Annotated in this window: 21 protein-coding genes; 14 read left to right on the plus strand and 7 right to left on the minus strand. The window is 71.0% G+C overall.

The features are described 5' to 3' along the window. The first annotated feature begins 26 nt into the window (after positions 1-26). Both ACQEVI_RS17625 and ACQEVI_RS17630 read left to right on the plus strand, forming a co-directional pair. Complete coding sequence (locus ACQEVI_RS17625) at positions 27-1,025, plus strand: ABC transporter permease (protein WP_432901141.1); 999 nt, start codon at positions 27-29, stop codon at positions 1,023-1,025. 2 nt (positions 1,026-1,027) lie between these two features. Next, complete coding sequence (locus ACQEVI_RS17630) at positions 1,028-2,848, plus strand: ABC transporter ATP-binding protein (RefSeq protein WP_432901142.1); 1,821 nt, start codon at positions 1,028-1,030, stop codon at positions 2,846-2,848. An 89-nt stretch (positions 2,849-2,937) separates the two neighbouring features. Here the strand turns inward: ACQEVI_RS17630 and ACQEVI_RS17635 are convergent, their stop codons facing one another. Together ACQEVI_RS17635 and dapD are read right to left on the minus strand one after the other, a co-directional pair. Then, positions 2,938-3,906, minus strand: a complete 969-nt coding sequence (locus ACQEVI_RS17635; RefSeq protein ID WP_432901143.1) for a hypothetical protein — start codon at positions 3,904-3,906, stop codon at positions 2,938-2,940. Between the two features lie 25 nt (positions 3,907-3,931). Then, the gene (dapD, locus tag ACQEVI_RS17640; RefSeq protein WP_432901145.1) at positions 3,932-4,879 is read right to left on the minus strand and encodes a 2,3,4,5-tetrahydropyridine-2,6-dicarboxylate N-succinyltransferase; all 948 of its coding nucleotides are present in this window, start codon (positions 4,877-4,879) and stop codon (positions 3,932-3,934) included. A gap of 51 nt (positions 4,880-4,930) precedes the next feature. Between dapD and dapE the strand changes: the two genes are divergently transcribed. The 4 genes from dapE to ACQEVI_RS17660 all read left to right on the plus strand — a co-directional run bounded on the left by dapE (position 4,931) and on the right by ACQEVI_RS17660 (position 8,232). Next, positions 4,931-6,061 carry a succinyl-diaminopimelate desuccinylase gene (gene dapE / locus ACQEVI_RS17645; RefSeq protein ID WP_432905989.1) on the plus strand — a complete coding sequence of 377 codons (1,131 nt, stop codon included), beginning with the start codon at positions 4,931-4,933 and terminating at the stop codon, positions 6,059-6,061. Positions 6,062-6,070: 9 nt separating this feature from the next. Next, the gene (locus ACQEVI_RS17650; RefSeq protein WP_432901147.1) at positions 6,071-6,925 is read left to right on the plus strand and encodes a TIGR00730 family Rossman fold protein; all 855 of its coding nucleotides are present in this window, start codon (positions 6,071-6,073) and stop codon (positions 6,923-6,925) included. Then, a complete protein-coding gene (gene folP, locus ACQEVI_RS17655; protein ID WP_432901149.1) occupies positions 6,926-7,909 on the plus strand; it encodes a dihydropteroate synthase in 984 nt (327 codons plus the stop codon). Between the two features lie 155 nt (positions 7,910-8,064). Continuing rightward, entirely contained in the window at positions 8,065-8,232 is a 168-nt protein-coding gene (locus tag ACQEVI_RS17660; RefSeq protein ID WP_419703859.1) for a DUF3117 domain-containing protein, read from the plus strand. Between the two features lie 52 nt (positions 8,233-8,284). Here the strand turns inward: ACQEVI_RS17660 and ACQEVI_RS17665 are convergent, their stop codons facing one another. Then, positions 8,285-8,809 (minus strand): O-methyltransferase, encoded by a 525-nt coding sequence (locus tag ACQEVI_RS17665; protein ID WP_432901151.1) that lies wholly within the window; start codon positions 8,807-8,809, stop codon positions 8,285-8,287. 293 nt (positions 8,810-9,102) lie between these two features. Here ACQEVI_RS17665 and sigE point away from each other — a divergent pair, with 293 nt between their 5' ends. The 7 genes from sigE to ACQEVI_RS17700 are packed head-to-tail and all read left to right on the plus strand — an operon-like array spanning position 9,103 to position 15,136. Further along, positions 9,103-9,636, plus strand: coding sequence for an RNA polymerase sigma factor SigE (sigE, locus tag ACQEVI_RS17670; protein WP_377139156.1), 534 nt, complete (start codon positions 9,103-9,105; stop codon positions 9,634-9,636). Beyond that, positions 9,633-10,583, plus strand: a complete 951-nt coding sequence (locus ACQEVI_RS17675) for a zf-HC2 domain-containing protein (RefSeq protein ID WP_432901153.1) — start codon at positions 9,633-9,635, stop codon at positions 10,581-10,583. The genes sigE and ACQEVI_RS17675 overlap by 4 nt, the downstream gene beginning before the upstream one ends. Beyond that, positions 10,580-12,019, plus strand: coding sequence for a trypsin-like peptidase domain-containing protein (locus ACQEVI_RS17680; RefSeq protein ID WP_432901155.1), 1,440 nt, complete (start codon positions 10,580-10,582; stop codon positions 12,017-12,019). Before ACQEVI_RS17675 ends, ACQEVI_RS17680 begins: the two co-directional genes overlap by 4 nt. Positions 12,020-12,074: 55 nt before the next feature. After that, complete coding sequence (locus tag ACQEVI_RS17685) at positions 12,075-12,461, plus strand: twin-arginine translocase TatA/TatE family subunit (RefSeq protein WP_432901157.1); 387 nt, start codon at positions 12,075-12,077, stop codon at positions 12,459-12,461. A gap of 40 nt (positions 12,462-12,501) precedes the next feature. Next, positions 12,502-13,575: a tryptophan--tRNA ligase gene (gene trpS, locus ACQEVI_RS17690; RefSeq protein WP_432901159.1), complete on the plus strand. Its 1,074-nt coding sequence runs from the start codon at positions 12,502-12,504 to the stop codon at positions 13,573-13,575. Next, positions 13,572-14,108, plus strand: coding sequence for a 2'-5' RNA ligase family protein (locus tag ACQEVI_RS17695; RefSeq protein WP_432901161.1), 537 nt, complete (start codon positions 13,572-13,574; stop codon positions 14,106-14,108). The genes trpS and ACQEVI_RS17695 overlap by 4 nt, the downstream gene beginning before the upstream one ends. Positions 14,109-14,137: 29 nt before the next feature. Beyond that, the gene (locus ACQEVI_RS17700) at positions 14,138-15,136 is read left to right on the plus strand and encodes a YihY/virulence factor BrkB family protein (protein WP_432901162.1); all 999 of its coding nucleotides are present in this window, start codon (positions 14,138-14,140) and stop codon (positions 15,134-15,136) included. 137 nt (positions 15,137-15,273) lie between these two features. On the opposite strand, the gene ACQEVI_RS17705 is transcribed toward ACQEVI_RS17700, so the two are convergent. The 4 genes from ACQEVI_RS17705 to sdhC form a co-directional block, all read right to left on the minus strand. Beyond that, a complete protein-coding gene (locus ACQEVI_RS17705) occupies positions 15,274-16,032 on the minus strand; it encodes a succinate dehydrogenase iron-sulfur subunit (RefSeq protein ID WP_357445147.1) in 759 nt (252 codons plus the stop codon). Beyond that, positions 16,032-17,864, minus strand: a complete 1,833-nt coding sequence (gene sdhA, locus ACQEVI_RS17710; RefSeq protein WP_432901165.1) for a succinate dehydrogenase flavoprotein subunit — start codon at positions 17,862-17,864, stop codon at positions 16,032-16,034. Before sdhA ends, ACQEVI_RS17705 begins: the two co-directional genes overlap by 1 nt. Before the next feature lie 85 nt (positions 17,865-17,949). Beyond that, positions 17,950-18,414, minus strand: a complete 465-nt coding sequence (locus ACQEVI_RS17715) for a succinate dehydrogenase hydrophobic membrane anchor subunit (protein WP_432901166.1) — start codon at positions 18,412-18,414, stop codon at positions 17,950-17,952. Continuing rightward, complete coding sequence (sdhC, locus tag ACQEVI_RS17720; protein WP_357505716.1) at positions 18,414-18,797, minus strand: succinate dehydrogenase, cytochrome b556 subunit; 384 nt, start codon at positions 18,795-18,797, stop codon at positions 18,414-18,416. The genes ACQEVI_RS17715 and sdhC overlap by 1 nt, the downstream gene beginning before the upstream one ends. A gap of 268 nt (positions 18,798-19,065) precedes the next feature. Between sdhC and ACQEVI_RS17725 the strand changes: the two genes are divergently transcribed. Further along, complete coding sequence (locus tag ACQEVI_RS17725; RefSeq protein ID WP_432901169.1) at positions 19,066-20,199, plus strand: mannose-1-phosphate guanylyltransferase; 1,134 nt, start codon at positions 19,066-19,068, stop codon at positions 20,197-20,199. Positions 20,200-20,270 lie beyond the last annotated feature (71 nt).

Raw genomic sequence — 20,270 nt, forward strand, 5'->3', positions numbered from 1 at the left:
GCGGGCCACGGCAGGAGACACAGAACATGAGTGACATCAGGAACAGCAACCCCGGCGGCGAGGACTACGAGCCCCAGCCGTCGGCCACCGGTATCGACGCGGTCGGCCTCGCTGCCGGCGGCTCGGCCGCCCCCCTGCCCGGTGAGGACAAGTCCTACAGCCAGGGCCAGCTCGTGGCGCGCCGGTTCTTCCGCCACCGCGCCGCGCTGACATCGATGATCGTGCTCGGCATCATCATCGTCGTAGCCTTCACGTCCATCGGCGTCGGCTCCATCCCGGGCTGGTGGCCCAAGGACTACGCGCTCCAGTACGACAAGATCGGCGACGGCGCCCCCACCTGGGCGTACCCGTTCGGCCAGGACACGGGCGGCAAGGACTACTTCGCCCTGGTCATGCGCGGCACGCAGTTCTCGCTGATCATCGCGTTCGCCGTCGGCATCATCTCGACCGTCGTGGGCACGCTGATCGGGGCCCTGGCCGGCTTCTACCGGGGGTGGCTGGAGTCGGTCCTCATGCGTGTGACAGACGTCTTCATCGTCATCCCGCTGCTGGTCATCGCCGCGGTGCTCGGCAAGACGGCGTCGGACTGGGGCATCCTGGGCCTCGCCCTCGTGCTCGGCCTGGTCACCTGGACGGGCCTGGCCCGTCTGGTGCGCGGCGAGGTGCTCTCGCTGCGCGAGCGTGACTTCGTGCTCGCTGCCCAGGCTGTCGGTACGAGCCCGTGGCGCATCATCAGCCGGCACGTGCTGCCCAACGCAGTGGGCGTGATCATCGTGTCCGCGACACTCTCCATCTCCGGCGCGATCCTGCTGGAGACCTCGCTGAGCTTCCTCGGGTTCGGCGTGCAGCCGCCCGACACATCCCTCGGCACCCTCATTTCCGAGTACCAGGCGGCCTTCGCGACCCGGCCGTGGCTGTTCTGGTGGCCGGGCCTGATGATCCTGACCATCGCCCTGTGTGTGAACTTCATCGGCGACGGCCTCCGTGACGCGTTCGACCCCCGCCAGAACCGGACCAAGGACTGAGCATGACCACTCTCGACATCAGCGCTCCCGGTCCCGCTACGGCGGCCGGCGACGCCGTCCTCTCTTTCGAGGGCCTCAGCGTCACGTTCAAGACCGAGTTCGGCGATGTGCACGCGGTCAAGGGCATCGACCTGGAGGTGCGCCCGGGGGAGGTCGTCGCGCTCGTGGGCGAGTCCGGATCGGGCAAGTCCGTCACCTCGATGACGGCGCTCGGCCTGCTGCCCAGCAACGCGCGCGTAGGCGGCACCATCCGCGTGGGCGACAAGGTGGTGGGCGGCCTCGACGGTCGGGGGCTGCGCAACATGCGCGGCAACGACATCGCCATGGTCTTCCAGGAGCCCATGACCGCGCTGAACCCCGTGCTCACCATCGGGGACCAGCTCACCGAGGGCCTGCAGCTGCACGGCCTCGCGTTCGGCAAGCAGGCGACGGCGCGAGCGGTGGAGCTGCTCGGCATGGTCGGGATCCCCGAGCCGGAGCGTCGCCTCAAGCAGTACCCGCACGAGCTCTCCGGCGGTCAGCGCCAGCGCGTGGTCATCGCGATGGCCATCGCGTGCGACCCGAAGGTGATCATCGCCGACGAGCCGACCACCGCCCTCGACGTGACCGTGCAGGCCGACATCCTCGACCTGCTGCGCTCGCTCAAGGACAAGCTGAACACCGGCATCCTCCTGATCACCCACAACATGGGTGTCGTGGCGGACATGGCCGACCGCGTCGCCGTCATGCTCAAGGGTGATCTCGTGGAGACGGGCACCGCCGACCAGGTGCTGAACCATCCCCGCCACGAGTACACGAAGCGGCTGCTGGCCGCCGTGCCCCACCTGGGGTCCGGACCGGGCCAGTTCGGCGACGTCGCCCCGGTGGCCGCGGCTCCCGAGGACCTGCCGGCACTCGACCTGGGCAACCTGGTCATCGAGTACCACCGGCTGGGCAAGCCCACGTTCCGCGCCGTCGACGACGTGTCGCTGTCCGTGGCGCAGGGCGAGATCGTGGGCCTCGTGGGCGAATCGGGCTCCGGCAAGTCGACCATCGCGAAGTGCGCCCTCGGCCTCATCCCGGCGGCGTCAGGCTCGGTGTCGATCCTCGGCAGCGACCTCACGAAGATGCGCGGCAAGGACCTCAAGGCCCTGCGCCGGCGCATCGGCGTCGTGTTCCAGGACCCGGCGTCTTCCCTGAACCCGCGCCTGCCCATCGGCGACGTGATCGCGGAGCCGCTGGTGGTGCACAAGGAGGGCGACGACAAGTCGCGGCGGCGCCGCGTGCTGGAGCTGCTCGACGCCGTGGAGCTGCCTCGGAGCGCCTACAACCGCTACCCGCACGAGCTCTCCGGCGGCCAGCGCCAGCGCGTGAGCATCGCTCGCGCGCTCACGCTCGATCCGGAGCTGCTGGTGGCGGACGAGCCGACGTCGGCTCTCGACGTCTCCGTGCAGGCCAACGTGCTGAAGATGTTCACGGCGCTGCAGGAGCGCTACAAGTTCGCCTGCCTCTTCGTGAGTCACGATCTCGCGGTGATCGATCTGCTCGCCCACCGGGTGGTGGTGCTGCAGAACGGCAAGATCGTGGAGCAGGGCCCGCGCGAAGAGGTGCTGCACCACCCCCGCGAGGAGTACACGCAGCGTCTCATCGCGGCGGCACCCGTGCCGGAGCCCCTGGAGCAGCGCCGGCGCCGCGATGCGCGGCACGCTCTGCTGGCCAAGCTCGGTGAGGACATCGCGGAGCTGCAGATCGACGAGGGCTACGAGCGCCCGATGCCGAAGCAGAACGAGGGCGGGAACCCCTCGGGCATGGCCGGCCTCATGGGTGGCGACGGCAGCATCTGACCTGTCAGAACCCCGCAGACGTGTCAGACCCTCAGGTCACTCCGGTGACCTGAGGGTCTGACACGTCTACGACGTTGCGACAGGGTGCGCTACTCGGCCGCGTCCACCGTGATGCGGACCTCGCCCGGAGCGAGCCGGGTCTCGGCGCCCACCCAGGCGGCCTCCTCGCGGAGCCACACCCGGTCGGCCACGTGCACCTCGACGGCCCGTGTGGTGTGAGCCGTCGCGACGGCCCACTGGCCGGTCGCCCAGCCGCCGCGCTGGGGGTCGTCCGGGGTGAGCGGCGTCGCGTCCACGGTCACGGTGGGCGACGCCGGGTCCTGGCGGTTCGGGTCCGCGGCGCCGGTCGCGGGAGCGAGCCCCAGGTCGCGGCCCAGGCGCCCCACGACCACGTCGCGGGCGGCGTCGGGCGCGAGCTGGTCGCCGTCGGCGACAGGACCCAGCTCGCACGACAGGGACTCGGGCGAGTTGCCGGTGAGGGCGGACGCCCAGGCGCGCGACCGTGTCTCGTGCTGTGCGTAGGCGTCCGGGTACGCGGAGCGCTGCACCTCCTGCGCGGCCTCCGTCACCGCCATGTCCTTGTACCCCTCGACCTCCACCAGCACGTCGTAGAACGCGTTGGTCGAGTACACGGGGTCCATGATCTCCTCGACGGTGCCCCAGTCCTGCGAGGGGCGCTGCTGGAAGAGGCCCACCGAGTCGCGGTCGCCGTAGTCGATGTTGATGAGCTTCGACTCCTGCAGCGCGGTGGCCAGCCCGATCGTCGCCGCCCGTGCGGGCAGGCCGCGGGCGACCGAGGTACCGGCCACGAGAGCAGCGTTGTCCGCCTGGTCGGGCGACAGGTACCAGTCCGAGCCGTCCAGCAGTGCGGCACACCGTTCGGTGACCGGACCGGCGCCGGTCAGGCTGTTCAGCCCCACGACGATGCCGACCGTCGCGACGGCGCACACCGATCCGACGGCCAGCACGTACTTGAGGGCGCGCCGTAGCGGCCGGTGCGACCGCGGACCGTCCACGGGCGGCGGGGCCGGCCGACCGGCCTCGGCCAGGAGTGCCATGCGTGCTCCCTGTTGTCCGTGCTGGTCAGTTGGCGTGCAGGGCCTCGTTGAGCTTGATCCCGACACCGGTCCGGTCGAGGACCTCCACGGCGCCGTTCGTGGAGTTCCGCCGGAACAGGAGGTTGCTGCGGCCGGCGAGGTCGCGCGCCTTGACCGCGGCGGTGCCGTCACCGGTCGGGTCGACGGCGGCCCCCAGCACGGTGACCTTGCTCCCCGCGGTGAGGTACAGGCCCGCCTCGACCACGCAGTCGTCACCGAGCGGGATGCCGAGACCCGCGTTGGCACCAAGGAGGCACCGCTCGCCGAGCGAGACCACTTCCTTGCCCCCGCCGGACAGGGTGCCCATGATCGAGGCACCACCGCCGACGTCGGACCCGTCTCCGACGGTGACGCCGGCCGAGATGCGGCCCTCGACCATCGACGAGCCGAGGGTGCCCGCGTTGTAGTTCACGAAGCCCTCGTGCATCACGGTGGTGCCCGGGGCGAGGTGTGCGCCGAGGCGCACGCGGTCGGCGTCGGCGATGCGGACGCCCGACGGGACCAGGTAGTCGACCATGCGCGGGAACTTGTCGACGCCGAACACCGTGACGTGGCCGCGGGCGCGCAGCCGCACGCGGGTCTCCTCGAAGCCCTCGACGGCGCACGGGCCGGCGCTGGTCCAGACGACGTTCGTCAGCACGCCGAAGATCCCGTCCAGGTTGAGCCCGTGCGGGCGCACTACGCGGGCCGACAGCAGGTGGAGCCGCAGGTAGGCGTCGGAGGTGTCCTTGGGCGGGTCCGCGAGGTCGATCTGCGTGGTCACGACCTCGAGCCGCACGCGGCGTGTCTCGTCCGTGCCGGCGAGCGCCGCGAGGGTCTCGGGCGCGGCGGCGCCGACGGGGGCCTCGCCGAGGGCGGGCTCCGGGTACCAGGTGTCGAGGGTGGTGCCGTCGTCGGCGATCGTGGCAAGGCCGAAACCCCATGCGGTCGTCATGGCTTCAGCGTAACGGCCGTGACCAGCACCTAGTGTTGCCCTGTGGATACTGTGATCGACCCCGCCCTGCTCGACCCGGCGGGCAACTCGACCGGCAATGAGTCCGACCTCGTCGCCCTCACCAGGGCCATCTGCGACATCCCGTCCGTCAGCGGGGACGAGAAGGCCCTCGCGGACGCGATCGAGGCTCTGCTGCGCGGCTGCGCGCACCTGGAGGTGCTGCGCGACGGCGATGCCCTGGTCGCCCGGACGAACCTGGGCCGGGACCGGCGCGTCGTCGTGGCCGGGCACATCGACACCGTGCCGATCGCGGACAACCTGCCCACGCGCCTGGTCGGCGAGGGCGACGACGCCGTGCTGTGGGGCCGGGGGACCGTCGACATGCTGGGCGGGGTGGCCGTGGCGCTCGCGCTGGCGATCGAGATCGGAGCCCCGGGCAGTGAGCCGGCGCACGACCTCACGTGGATCTTCTACGACCACGAGGAGGTCGACTCGGCGCTGAACGGCCTGGGCCGCCTCGCGCGCAACCGCCCGGAGCTCCTGCGGGGCGACTTCGCGATCCTCGGTGAGCCGACCGACGCCGGGATCGAGGGCGGCTGCAACGGCACGATGCGCGTCGAGCTGCGCACGCGCGGCGTCGCGGCGCACTCGGCGCGGGCCTGGACCGGTGAGAACGCGATACACGCGGTGGCCCCGGCGCTGACCCGGCTCGCCGCCTACGCGCCGCGCGAGGTGGAGGTCGACGGCCTCGTCTACCGCGAGGGCCTCAACGCGGTGCGGATCGAGGGCGGCATCGCGGGCAACGTGATCCCTGACGCGTGCGTGGTCGAGGTGAACTACCGCTTCGCGCCGTCGCGTTCCGTCGAGGAGGCCGAGGCGCACCTGCGGGAGGTGTTCGAGGGCTTCGACGTGGTCGTGACCGACGCCGCCGGCGGAGCGCGCCCGGGCCTCGACGACCCGCTGGCCGCCGAGTTCGTGCGGTCCGTGCTCGCCACGACCGGTGGTGTGCCCGCGCCGAAGTACGGGTGGACCGACGTCGCCAGGTTCTCCGAGCTGGGCGTGCCGGCGGTCAACTTCGGCCCCGGCGACCCCCTGCTCGCGCACAAGGACGACGAGCGCCTTCCGGTGGCGCAGCTCGCGCAGTGCAGGGACGCGCTGCGAGCCTGGCTCCTCGGCGGATAGTTTGGGCGCATGAGCGACGACGGCATTCCACAGTCCGGCCGCGGTTACCGCCGCGGCCCGGTACTGCTCCGCGGGAACCAGATCCCGCAGACCACCACGGACCAGCGACTCCTGGCCTCCGACCAGGGCAGTGACTGGCTGCACGGCGACCCGTGGCGCGTGATGCGCATCCAGAGCGAGTTCGTCGAGGGCTTCGGTGCGCTCGCTGAGCTCGGGCCGGCGGTGTCGGTGTTCGGCTCGGCGCGGACCAAGCCGGACCACGAGGACTACCTCGCCGGGGAGACCGTGGGCAGGCTGCTCGTGGAGGCCGGGTACGCCGTCATCACGGGTGGTGGACCCGGTGTGATGGAGGCCGCGAACAAGGGCGCCGCCGAAGCGGGTGGCACATCCGTGGGTCTCGGTATCGAGCTGCCCTTCGAACAGGGCGTCAACGAGTACGTGAATCTAGGCATCAACTTCCGGTACTTCTTCGCGCGAAAGACGATGTTCCTGAAGTACGCACAGGGATTCATCGTGATGCCCGGGGGATTCGGTACCTTCGACGAGCTGTTCGAGGCAGTCACCCTTGTTCAGACGCACAAGGTGACGCAGTTCCCGCTCGTCCTGGTGGGCAAGGAGTACTGGGGCGGCCTCCTGGAATGGATCAGGTCCACGGCGCTGACGCACGGCACCATCAGCGAGGCCGACCTCGACATCGTCTACCTCACCGACGACCCCGCCGAGGCGGTGGACCACGTCGTCGAGCGGGTGCACCAGATCGAGGCGGAGCAGGCCGCGCTCCAGGCGGCAGCGGCCGCGGAGCGTGCCACCGAGGAGGCAGCGCTCGAGGGCCCCGGCCTGCCGAGCACCGTGGGCGGCGCATAGGTGGACGGTCTGGACGGGCCCGTCGCGGCGGTTCCGCCCGGGTCCGCGCCGCTGGTACTGCGCGGCCGCGAGGTGGGGCGCGACGGGCGCGCCGTGCGCCCCGTCGTGATGGCGGTCCTGAACCGCACCACCGACTCGTTCTACGCCCCTGCCCGGGTGCCCGACGACGACGCCGCGCTGGCGGCGGCGCGGCACGCGTACGAGGACGGCGCGGAGATCCTCGACGTCGGTGGTGTCCGGGCGGGCAACGGGTCGCCGGTCGACGAGGCCGAGGAGATCCGCCGCGTCGTCCCGTTCGTGGCGGCGGTCCGGCGCGCGGTGCCCGACCTGCTCGTCTCCGTCGACACCTGGCGTGCGGGCGTGGCCCGTGCGGCCATCGACGTCGGCGCCGACCTCATCAACGACACCTGGGCCGGGCACGATCCGGCCCTGGTGGAGGTGGCGGGGGCCGCCGGCGTCGGCGTCGTCTGCTCCCACACGGGCGGGGCGACCCCACGCACGGACCCGTACCGCGTGGAGTACGGCCCGCCGGCGGTCCCGACGGGCTCGACCGGCTCGACCGGCTCGACCGGCGAGGACGGGCGGGACGGCCTGGTGGCCGACGTCGTGTCCACCCTCCGGGCGGCCGCGGAGCGGGCGGTGGCGTGCGGGGTCCCGCGCGAGTCGGTGCTCGTCGACCCGACTCACGACTTCGGCAAGAACACCTGGCACTCGCTGCACCTCCTGCGCCGCACCGGTTCGCTGGCGGGGCTCGGCTTCCCGCTGCTGATGGCGCTCTCCCGCAAGGACTTCGTGGGGGAGACGCTCGACCTTCCGCCCGAGGAACGGCTGGAGGGCACGCTGGGCGCGACGGCGGTCGCGGCCTGGCTCGGCGCCCGCGTCTTCCGCACCCATGACGTGGTCGCCACACGACGTGTTCTCGACCTCGTGGCGGCGGTCCGGGACGAGGCGCCACCGGCCGTCGCGCTGCGCGGTCTTGCCTGATCCGGCTCTGATCCGACTCTGATCCGACGAGGGCCGACGAATTGGCGCGTGGAAAGTAAGGGGCGCCAATTGAACTAGAATGGTTCTGTGCCCTCGGCGTTCGCCGGGAACATGAATGCTGCTACACACCGGACAACGGAATGGGAGAGCCACACATGGCTGCGATGAAGCCGCGAACGGGTGACGGACCGCTCGAGGTCACCAAGGAAGGGCGCGGCATCGTCATGCGTGTGCCGCTCGAGGGCGGCGGTCGGCTCGTCGTCGAGCTCAACGCGACCGAGGCAAGCGAGCTCGGCGACGCTCTCCAGACCGTCGTCTCGTAAGAACTGATCCTCGCGCTGGCCGTCCGCCGTGGAAACCGGCCCTCCCGGCGGGTCAGCGACGGACGGCCAGCAGCAATCCGTCCCCGCTCGGCAGCATGGCAGGCAGCACCCGCTCGTCGTTCCGCAGGGTCCGGCCCACCTCGCGCACCACTGTGGTGAGCTCGTCGCGACGGGCAGGATCCGCCACCCGGTCCCGGAGCAGCGCACCGTCGATCGCGAGCACGCCCCCCGGGCGGAGCAGCCGCAGGGCCTCGTCGACGTACTCGGGGTAGCCCAGCGGGTCGCTCGCCACGAGCACGAGGTCGTAGGCGCTGTCCGCCAGGCGGGGCAGCACGTCGCCGGGCCGGCCTGGGATGATCCGCGTGCGCTGGGGGGCGACACCGTCCTCGGCGAACGCCGCCCGCGCCGCCCGCTGGTGCTCCACCTCACGGTCGATGGTGGTGAGCTGGCCGTCGTACGGCATACCCCGGAGCAGCCAGAGCGCCGCCACACCGGCACCCGTGCCCACCTCCACCACCGCATGCGCCTTCGTCGCCGCGGCCAGCACCCGGAGCACCGCGCCGACACCGGGCAGCACGGCCGGGCAACCCAGCTCGGAGGCGCGTTCGCGGGCGCGCAGGAGTACCTCGTCCTCGGGGACGAAGGCCTCGCTGTAGACCCATGCCGCGACCTTGCCGTGGCCTGACGGCTCCGCTGTGCTGATGGCTTCCTCCGCTGGAGTCGGACAGTTGTGTACATCACGTGCGGCGTCAGGGTACAGCCCGTGGGAACGCCTGGGCTTTGACGTACGTTGAGAGGACGATGACTTCTGTGAGCACTCACGCAGCGGACCTGAGCGCGTCGGCACCTTCCGGGGCCGGCGCCGTCGACATGCCATGGCAGCCGCCTACCTGGGAAGAGATAGTCCGCGAGCACTCGGCACGCGTCTATCGGCTCGCCTACCGGCTGACCGGCAACAAGCAGGACGCCGAGGATCTCACGCAGGAGACCTTCATCCGGGTGTTCCGCTCGTTGTCCAGCTACACGCCCGGCACGTTCGAGGGCTGGCTGCACCGCATCACCACCAACCTGTTCCTCGACGGCGCGCGCCGCAAGAAGCGCATCCGCATGGAGGCGATGGGGGACGACGACGGCCACGTCGCCGACACCGGTGACTTCGGCCGCCCGGAGCGCGGGTACGAGCACGCCAACCTGGACCAGGACGTGCAGAAGGCGCTCGACGCCCTGCGCCCCGAGTACCGCGCCGCCGTCGTGCTGTGCGACATCGAGGGCCTGAGCTACGAGGAGATCGCCGTGACGCTCGGTGTCAAGCTCGGGACGGTGCGTTCCCGGATCCACCGGGCGCGCGCCCAGCTCCGCGATGCACTGGAGCACCTGGCGCCGACGCGCGGGGGCGTGCGATGAGCCACCTCGGGGACCTGATCAGCGCGCTCGCGGACGGACAGCTCTCACCCGCGGAGACCGAGCGGGCCCTGTCCCACGTGACGATGTGCCGCCTGTGCGCCCGCGAGCTGGACTCGGCCCGTGCGGCCCGGCGTGCGCTCTCCTCGGCCGCCGACGTGGTGCCGGACCCTGCGCTCACCGCACGCCTGATGGCACTCCAGGCGAGCATCCCGCCCACCGACGACGACCCGCTGCGCCGGCCCTTCCTCGGCCCGGACCCGCTGTCCGCGCCGATGTGGCAGACGTCGGCCTTCGACGTCGGAGCCGGGTTCGACGGCCGTGTCGACCGTCCGGCACGACGCCGTCGTACCGCGCGGATCACCGCGCTCGGGGTGGGCGGCGTCGGCGTCCTGGGACTTGCCCTGTTCACGCTCGGCGACGTTCCCGTCGTGTCCCCGCAGCTCTCCGCACAGACCAGCATGACCATGCTGGGCCGTACGGGTCCGGACACGGCGGCGGCGGGCCAGGACGTGCTCGCCACGCTCGACGTCACGTACGACCAGCTCACGCCCGCCGCGCTCGACTGGGCGGCGGACAACGGCTGGGCCGCGCCCAGCGAGCTGCCCGACGGGTACACCGTCTCGGCGATGCGGCTGGTGGGCGATCAGGGGCAGACGCTCGAGATCGATCTCGTCGGGCCGTCCGGTCACGCCGTGGTCCGCGAACGCCCGGGCCAGCTCGCCCAGGACGGCGCCGTCGGCGCCGGGGGAGTCCGGGTCCTCGCGTCCGAACCGGCTCACGTGGCGTGGCAGTCGGACGACATGGTGGTCGACGTCGTGGCGGACGCGCCGGACGAGGTGTTGACCCAGCTCGTGGCGTCCTTCGGTGAGCATGGCTACGATGCCGGGGTCCTGCCCCGCATCGCCCGCGGGTGGCACACCGTGACAGGAGTCATCGAAAGCCCATGACCGACGAGAACCCGTTCGCGCCGCCCACGCCGCGTGCAGCAGTACCTCCCGCGAACGAGTCGACGACTCCTGCCGCGGATCCCACACCCGTGCCCGCGCCGCCCAGCGCGCCCGAGCAGGTCACCGAGCGGCTCCCGGTCCCGGCTCCGCCGGCCGTCAGCCCTGGTGAGCAGCCCACCGCGCAGCTCCCGGCGTCCGGGTTCCTGACCACCGTGGCGGCCCCTTCGCCCGGCGGGACCGGCGCCGACGACCAGCAGGCCCCGCAGGAGACCCCGCACCAGGCCTCGCACGGGACCGATCCGCACGCGACGACGCAGGGCGCCAGGCCCCGGCGCGGCAAGCTCGGCGCACGCGCCGTGTCCGCCGTCGTGGTGCTGGGGCTGCTCGCGGGCGCGGGCGGCGGCGCGGCCGCCTTCGCGCTGCTGGAGTCGCAGGAGTCCGCCCGGCCCGCGGACGCGGCACTCCCGAAGCCCGCGGCGGGTGCCACCCAGGTGGAGCGCCCCGAGGGTTCGGTGGCCGCCATCGCCGCCGCGGCGCTGCCGAGCGTGGTCTCGATCGAGGTGCGTGCCCAGCAGGGCGTCGCGACCGGGTCGGGCATGATCCTCAAGGCCGACGGCTACATCCTCACCAACAACCACGTGGTCGCCGAGGCGGCCTCCGGCGCGGACGTCACGGTGACGTTCTCGGACGGCCACGAGCAGCCCGCCGAGCTCGTGGGCGCGACCCCCGACTACGACCTCGCGGTGATCCGCGTCAAGGAGAAGGGTCTGGAGCCGCTCATCCTCGGCGACTCGGACGAGGTGGTGGTCGGCGACTCGGTGCTCGCCGTCGGCTCCCCGCTGGGCCTGGAGGCCACCGTCACGACCGGGATCGTCAGCGCGCTGCACCGTCCCGTGAAGGCGGGCGAGGCCGCCGAGGCCGCGTTCATCGACGCCATCCAGACGGACGCCGCCATCAACCCCGGCAACTCCGGCGGGCCGCTCGTGAACTCCGCGGGCGAGGTCATCGGCATCAACTCGGCGATCGCGCAAGGGCCGGGCACGACGGGGGCCACCGGCAACATCGGCCTCGGTTTCGCCATCCCGTCCAACCAGGCGCGGCACACCGCCGAACAGCTGATCGAGACGGGTACCGCGACGTTCCCGATCATCGGCGTGCTGCTCGACCCCGCCTATCAGGGGGAGGGCGTGCAGGTCTCCCAGGAGCCGCAGCAGGGAACGCCGGCCGTGACGCCGGACGGTCCCGCCGACCAGGCAGGCCTGAAGCCCGGCGACGTGATCCTCTCGATCGACGGCCGGCCCGTGTCGGTGGCCGACGAGCTCATCGTCGCCATCCGGGCCAAGGCGCCGGGCGATCCGGTCACGCTCCAGGTGCGTTCCGACGGCGACGAGCGCGAGGTCCGCGTGGTCCTCGAAGAGCGGTCGAGCGGTCAGTGAACCGGGTTCATCTGGCGTTCTCCGGCTGGTCTCGCGACGCGAGTAGGCTCTGAGCGTGTTCGGCATCAATGGCTGGGAGCTCGTGATCATTCTGGTGGTCGCGATGCTCGTGATCGGCCCGGAACGGTTGCCCGTCTATGCGGAGCAGCTCGGCTCGCTCGTGCGTCGCGGCCGAGACCTGCTCCAGACCGCGAAGGCGCGGGTGGACGACGAGCTCGGGCCGGAGTTCAACGACGTCGACTGGTCCAAGCTGGACCCGCGCCAGTACGACCCGCGCAAGATCGTGCGGGACGCGCTGCTCGACGACACCCCGTACGAGGGGCCGGCGGGCGCGGGCTCGCCGGCCGCTGCGCGCGCTGCGGACCGGTACGGCACGCCCGCGGCGTCGGCCGGGGCGGTCGCGGAACCCGGGAAGGCGCCGTACGACGACGAAGCGACCTGACGATTCGGTGAGCGCGCATGGACCTGCCAGAATGTTCGCCATGTCGTCCGAAACCACTAGCCCGGCGGGCGCTGGCGTCTCTGCCCACCGCCCCGCCCGGAAGCGCATCTTCTCCGGGATGCAGCCCACTGACGGGTCGCTCCACCTGGGCAACTACATCGGGGCGCTGTCCCAGTGGGTCGCGCTGCAGGACTCCTACGACGCGCTCTACTGCGTGGTGGACCTGCACGCCCTCACGGTGAGCCCCGACCCGGCGTTGCTGCGCGAGCGCACCCGGCGGACCGCGGCGCAGTACCTCGCCGGGGGCGTCGACCCCGAGCGCTCCATCCTGTTCGTGCAGTCCCACGTGGCCGCGCACGCCGAGCTGGCGTGGCTCCTGAGCTGCCAGACCGGGTTCGGCGAGGCCGGGCGGATGACGCAGTTCAAGGACAAGTCGGCGAAGCAGGGCAGCGAGGGCACCACCGTCGGGCTCTTCACCTACCCGGTGCTGATGGCCGCCGACATCCTCCTGTACGACGCCGCGCTGGTCCCCGTGGGCGAGGACCAGCGCCAGCACCTGGAGCTCACCCGCGACCTCGCCGAGCGGCTGAACACGCGGTTCGGCGCGGAGACCGCCGTCGTGCCGGACGCGCACATCGTCAAGGCCGTCGCGAAGATCCAGGACCTGCAGGACCCGAGCGCCAAGATGAGCAAGTCCAGCACGGGTGGCAAGGGCGTCGTCTGGCTGCTGGAGGACCCGAAGAAGGCCGTCAAGGCCATCAAGTCGGCGGTGACCGACGCCGACGAGTCGTACGGCGTGCGGTTCGACCCGGCGGAGAAGCCCGGCATCTCGAACCTGCTGACGATCTTCTCGGCAGTGACGGACCGTGGCATCGACGAGATCGCCAAGGAGTACGACGGCCGCGGCTACGGCTACCTCAAGGTGGACCTGGCCGACGCCGTCGTCGCCTTCCTCGAGCCGTTCCAGGCCCGGGCCGACACCTACCTCGCGGACCCGGCCGAGCTGGACCGCGTGCTGGCCGACGGCGCGGACCGGGCGCGCGCGATCGCCGGCCCGGTGCTGGACCGGATGTACGAGCGGTTCGGGCTGCTCCCCGCACGAGGCATCCGGTGAACCTTCCCGAGCGGGGCCCCGGTCAGGTTCGCATCGGGATCGCCATCGAGGTCCCGGAGCCCTACGCCGCTGAGCTGAGCGCGGCGCGGGTCGCCGCCGAGGACCCGCTCGCCCACTTCATCCCCCCGCACATCACTCTGCTGGGTCCCACCCTGCTCGACGTCGGGCAGCTCGAACAGGCGCGGGAGCACCTGGCGGCCGTGGCCGCCGCGGCGCCGCCGTTCACGGTGCAGCTCCGGGGCACTGCGACGTTCCGGCCGGTCTCGCCGGTCGTGTTCGTGGCGCTGGCACAGGGGATCTCCGAGTGCGAGCAGCTCGAGGCGAGCGTTCGGACCGGCATCCTCGACGGAGAACTGCGGTTCAACTACCACCCGCACGTCACCATCGCGCACGAGGTGCCGGACTCCTCGCTCGACAAGGCGTTCGAGGCGATGGCGGACTACTCCGCCGAGTTCGACGTCGACCGGTTCTACCAGTACGAGCACGGCGACGACGGCATCTGGCGCCCCCAGGCGGCCTTCCCCCTCGGCTGAGAACGGGCGCACCGTCTAGGCTCGTCGCGATGAAGCGGCTGATCGAGCTCGGACAGGCGGCGTGGAAACGCTGGGAGGCGACCCGGGTCGCACGTGCGCTGGCGCAGTACGATCTCGCGAACGGTTCGGTGCTCAGCGGCGGCATGGCCTACGCCGCGCTGTTCTCCCTGTTCGCCGCCCTGACCCTCGGCTACACGCTGTTCGTCCGGGTGCTCGGGGGCAACGCCGACCTGCGGCTGGCGATCCTCACCCAGGTGGACACCTGGGTTCCGGGTCTGGTGGACACCGGCAGCGGGGGCGTCCTGAAGCCGTCCGACCTGGTGCTCTCCTCGGGCATCAGCTGGACGTCGGTCGTCGCGGTGGCGGTGCTGCTCTGGTCCGCCACGAACTTCATGGGCGCGTTGCGCACCTCGGTACGTGCGACGTTCGGCCTGACCGAGAACGCCGGCAACCCGGTGACGGAGCGCCTGCGGCAGCTCCTGGGCTTCGTCCTGCTCGGCGTAGGCGTGCTCGTCACGGCGGCCGCGAGCGTGGCCGTCGCGGCGGCAGTCCCGTGGACCTTGGAGAGCCTCGGCCTGGAGGGCCCGGCGGTCTCGTTCGGCGTCCGAGCCGGCGGAGCCCTGGTCACCCTGGTGCTCGACGCCGCGGTGGTCGCCGCCGTCGTCCGCTACGTAGGCGGCATGCACGTCCCCCTGAGAGACCTGCTGACCGGCTCCCTGGCCGTCGGCGTACTCGCCGGCATCCTCCGCTACCTGGGCACCGAGGTCGTCACCACGGCCGCCGCCCGTAACGCCCTCCTGGCGTCCTTCGCGGTGGTGGTCACGGTCCTGGTCCTGGTCAACCTCCTGGCCAGGGTCCTCCTCCTGGCCACCTCCTGGATGTCCCAGTCGGAGTCCCTCATAGAGGCCGAGACCCGCCCGGAGACCGACGCCCCGCCCACCGTCCCCGCCAACCCCGTCGTCCCCGCCAACCAAACCCCCACCACAAAGGCTGAGCCCGACGCTCCCGCCCAGGTGAAGACCAGCTGAGGTGCGCAGACAACAGAGCCGCGGGCGGAAGGTAGGGGCGGCCGGCCGTAAAGCCGTAGCGGAGCGCCCCCTGGGGCGCGTGAGCGAGGCCGGCCGCCCCTACCTTCCGCCCGCGGCGGAGGAGGAACAAAGAAGCGTCAGAAAGCCCGAGTAATCATGGCCCGCTTCACTTCCTGGATCGCCTTCGTGACCTCGATCCCACGAGGGCAGGCCTCAGTGCAGTTGAAGGTGGTGCGGCACCGCCACACCCCCTCCTTGTCGTTGAGGATCTCCAGGCGCTGCGACCCACCCTCGTCACGGCTGTCGAAGATGAACCGGTGCGCGTTCACGATCGCCGCCGGCCCGAAGTACTGCCCGTCCGTCCAGAACACCGGGCAGGACGACGTGCACGCGGCGCACAGGATGCACTTGGTGGTGTCGTCGAACCGGGCGCGGTCCTCGGGGGACTGGTAGCGCTCCTTGGACGGCTCGTTCCCCTTGGTGATGAGGAACGGCATGATCTCGCGGTAGGAGGCGAAGAACGGCTCCATGTCGACGACGAGGTCCTTCACGACCGGCAGGCCCTTGATGGGCTCGACCAGGATCGGCTTGTCGGGGTTGACGTCCTTCAGCAGCGTCTTGCAGGCCAGCCGGTTGCGGCCGTTGATCCGCATGGCGTCCGAGCCGCAGACGCCGTGCGCACAGGACCGGCGGAACGTGAGCGAGCCGTCCATGTCCCACTTGATCTTGTGGAGGGCGTCGAGCACGCGGTCGGTGCCGTGGGCCTCGACCGTGAAGTCCTCCCACGTCGGCTCGTCGGACACCTCGGGGTTGAACCGCCGGATCCGCATCGTGACCGTGAACGAGGGGATCTCGCCCGCGGGGGACGGTGCGGCGGCTTCGAGAGTGGCAGTCATCAGTACTTTCGCTCCATCGGCTCGTACCGGGTCTGGATGACGGGCTTCGAGCCCAGGACGACCTTGTAGCCGTCGAACTCCTCGACGTGGTCGAAGTAGCCCTCGACGTGGCCCTCGGCCTGGTCCGACGCCTCGGGCGGGCGGCGGTAGGCCATCGTGTGCAGCATGTAGTGCGCGTCGTCGCGGTTCGGGTAGTCCTCGCGGTAGTGACCGCCGCGCGACTCCTTGCGGTTGATGGCCGCGACGACCGTGACCTCGGCGATGTCGAGCAGGAAGCCCAGCTCGATGGCCTCGAGGAGGTCCGTGTTGAAGAGCTTGCCCTTGTCCTGCACCGAGGCGTTGCGGTACCGCTTCTGCAGCTCGCGGATGTCGGCGAGGGCATCGTTCAGCGACTCGCCCGTGCGGAACACCTGGGCGTTGAGGTCCATGCTCTCCTGCAGCGCCTTGCGGATGTCCGCCACGCGTTCGCCGTCGGGCCGGTTGCGCATCTCGTCGAGCTGCGCGACCACGCGGACCGTCGGGTCCTCGGGCAGCTCCCGGAACTCCGCCGTCTTGGCGTACTCGGCGGCTGCCCGCCCGGAACGCTTGCCGAACACGTTGATGTCGAGCAGCGAGTTGGTGCCGAGCCGGTTCGAGCCGTGCACGGACACGCAGGCGACCTCGCCAGCGGCGTAGAGGCCCTTGACGACGTTGACGCCGTCGCGGAGCACCTCGCCCTTGATGTTGGTCGGCACGCCGCCCATGGCGTAGTGCGCCGTGGGGTAGACGGGCACGGGCTCGGTGTAGGGCTCGATGCCGAGATAGGTGCGCGCGAACTCGGTGATGTCCGGGAGCTTGGCGTCGATGTGCGCCGGCTCCAGGTGCGTCAGGTCGAGCAGCACGTAGTCCTTGTTCGGACCGGCGCCGCGGCCCTCGCGGACCTCGTTCGCCATGGACCGGGCCACGATGTCGCGCGGCGCGAGGTCCTTGATGGTCGGGGCGTAGCGCTCCATGAAGCGCTCACCCTCCGAGTTGCGCAGGATGCCGCCCTCGCCGCGGGCAGCCTCCGACAGGAGGATGCCCAGCCCCGCGAGGCCTGTGGGGTGGAACTGGAAGAACTCCATGTCCTCCAGCGGCAGGCCGCGGCGGTACGCCAGGGCCATGCCGTCACCGGTGAGGGTGTGCGCGTTCGAGGTGGTCTTGAAGATCTTGCCGGCACCGCCGGTGGCGAAGATGATCGACTTGGCCTGGAACACGTGGATCTCGCCGGTGGCGAGGTCGTAGGCGACGACGCCGGTCGCGTTGACCTCCTCGCCGTCCGCGATCTCCTCGGTGGTGAGGTCGTGGTCGGTGATCAGGTCCAGCACGTAGAACTCGTTGAAGAACTCCACCTCCTGCTTGACGCAGTTCTGGTAGAGCGTCTGGAGGATCATGTGACCGGTGCGGTCGGCCGCGTAGCACGCGCGGCGCACGGCGGACTGGCCGTGGTCGCGGGTGTGCCCGCCGAAGCGGCGCTGGTCGATCTTGCCCTCGGGGGTGCGGTTGAACGGGAGGCCCATCCGCTCCAGGTCGAGGACGGACTCGATGGCCTCCTTGGCGAGGATCTCGGCCGCGTCCTGGTCGACGAGGTAGTCACCGCCCTTGACGGTGTCGAACGTGTGCCACTCCCAGTTGTCGTCCTCGACGTTCGCGAGGGCTGCCGCCATACCGCCCTGGGCGGCACCGGTGTGGGAGCGAGTGGGGTACAGCTTGGAGATCACCGCTGTGCGGGCCTCCTTCGACGACTCGAGGGCGGCGCGCATGCCTGCGCCGCCGGCGCCGACGATGACTACGTCGTACTGATGGGTCTGCATCGGGCTCGATGCCTCCTGCTGAAGAGTTTCGGAGGGTGGGGCTGGGGGGACTTGCGGTGCTGCCGTGCTGGGCCGTGCAGAAGTGCTAGGCCGTGCAGAAGGAGGCCAGCAGCTCCGCGGGAGCGTCCTGCGGGCACGGGTCGAACGTGAAGATCACCAGGGTGCCGAGCACGACCACGACGGTGAACGCCAGGAGGAGCAGGCCCTTGAGGATCCCGCGCGTCAGGTCCCGCGTGGCGTAGTCGTTGATGATCGTGCGCACGCCGTTGGTGCCGTGGATCATGGCGAGCCACAGCATGAGGAGATCCCAGATCTGCCACATCGGGTTGGCCCACTTGCCGGCCACGAAGCCGAAGTCGATCGCGTGGACGCCGTCGCCGACCATCAGGTTCACGAACAGGTGCCCGAAGATCAGGACGAGCAGCACGACGCCGGACGCCCGCATGAAGACCCACGAGTACAGCTCGTAGTTGCCGCGCGTCGTCTTGCGCCGGGCGTAGGGGGAGCGCGGGGAGTCGAGCTTCGCCACCGCTGCGGTTCCGTGTGCCATCAGTGACCCCCGGTGAAGACGTTGATGAGGTGCCGTGGCAGGAAGCCCGCCATCGTCACGACGAAGAGACCGATGACCACCCAGAGCATCGTCTTCTGGTACTTCGGGCCCTTGGCCCAGAAGTCCACCAGGAGGATGCGGATGCCGTTGAAGGCGTGGAAGACGATCGCGGCCACGAGTCCTGCCTCGCCCAGCCCCATGATCGGGGTCTGGTACGTGCTGATCGCGGCGTTGTACGCCTCGGGGGACACGCGTACCAGCGCAGTGTCGAGCACGTGCACGAGCAAGAAGAAGAAGATCAGCACGCCGGTCACGCGGTGCGCGACCCATGACCACATGCCTTCACGGCCGCGGTACAACGTGCCTGCTGGTGCGGTGGGCACTTCGGGAGCCTCCTATGGCTGTCCGGCTGGGGGTGGCTGGTCCCCACTGTAATGACAACTGGTCGCCTCGATCGCCGCCCGGCAGCCCTCACAGGCATCAAGACGCGGCATTTGTGACTGATCCCACAGGGGAGATGCCATCGCTTCCGGCACCCGTCAGGTCGCCCGTGCGTTGCTACCGGACTTGACCCTGGGATCAGCCAGGGTTCGCCCTGAGATCGGCGAGTTCTGGCTACGGGAACGCTGTCCTGCTGGCATCCTGCGGGGCATGACTTCGGCCGCCGCCCTATCGTCCCCGATCGACGACTTTTTCGCAGTGGTACCGGCCGGTGGGTCGGGTACCCGGCTCTGGCCCCTCTCGCGGGGCGGGGAGCCCAAGTTCCTGCACGACCTGGTGGGCTCGGGCATGTCGCTGCTCCAGGCCACCGAGCACCGGCTGCGTCCGCTGGTCGGGTCGGACGGCTTGATCCTGGTCACCGGCGAGCAGCACGTCGCGGCCTGTCGCGCGCAGCTGCCCGGCCTGTCCGACGACGCCGTGCTCGCCGAACCGTCCCCACGCGAGTCGATGGCGGCGATCGGCCTGGCAGCTGCGGTGCTGGAGAAGCGGCACGGCGACGTGGTCATCGGCTCGTTCGCCGCGGACCACGTGATCCACGGCACGCGTGCGTTCGAGCTCGCGGTCCGCGAGGCGGTGGCCGCGGCGCGCGCTGGCTACGTGACGACCGTCGGGATCGCGGCGTCGCGGCCCTCGACCGCTTTCGGGTACGTGCGCTCGGGCGAGCCGCTCGGGATCGACGGCGCCCCGCACACGCTGCACGTGCGCGGCTTCACGGAGAAGCCCGACGCGGCCACCGCGCGGCGGTACCTCGCCTCGGGCGAGTACCGCTGGAACGCGGGCATGTTCGTCTCGCGCACCTCGGTGCTCCTCGGGCACCTCGCCGAGCAGCGTCCGGAGCTGCACGACTCCCTGCGCCTCGTGGCGGACGCCTGGGACACCCCGCGCCGTGCCGCGGTGCTCGCGGACGTGTGGCCGGGCCTGGAGAAGATCGCGATCGACCACGCGGTGGCCGAGCCCGTCGCGGAGGCGGGCGGCGTCGCCGTCGTGCCCGGGACCTTCGGCTGGGACGACGTGGGGGACTACAACTCGCTCGCCGTCCTCCTCCCGTCCGACGACGACAGCGGCGCCAAGGTGCTCGGGGACCCTGCCGACGTGCTGCGCATCGACAGCGCCGGCTCCGTGGTGGTCCCGGCGTCGGGCCGCCTGGTGACGGTGCTGGGGCTGGACGACGTGGTCGTCGTCGACACGCCCGACGCGCTGCTCGTCACCACGCGGGCGCGCGCCCAGCAGGTGAAAGAGGTGGTCGCGGCGGTGCGCGAACGCGGCCGTGCGGACCTGCTCTGACCCCACCGCTCGATGCCCGATCTCAACGATGCCCGCATCGTGAGACGGATACGCCCCGGCCGTGTCTCGCG

The organism is Promicromonospora sp. CA-289599 (assembly GCF_050936155.1).
Lineage (GTDB): Bacteria > Actinomycetota > Actinomycetes > Actinomycetales > Cellulomonadaceae > Promicromonospora.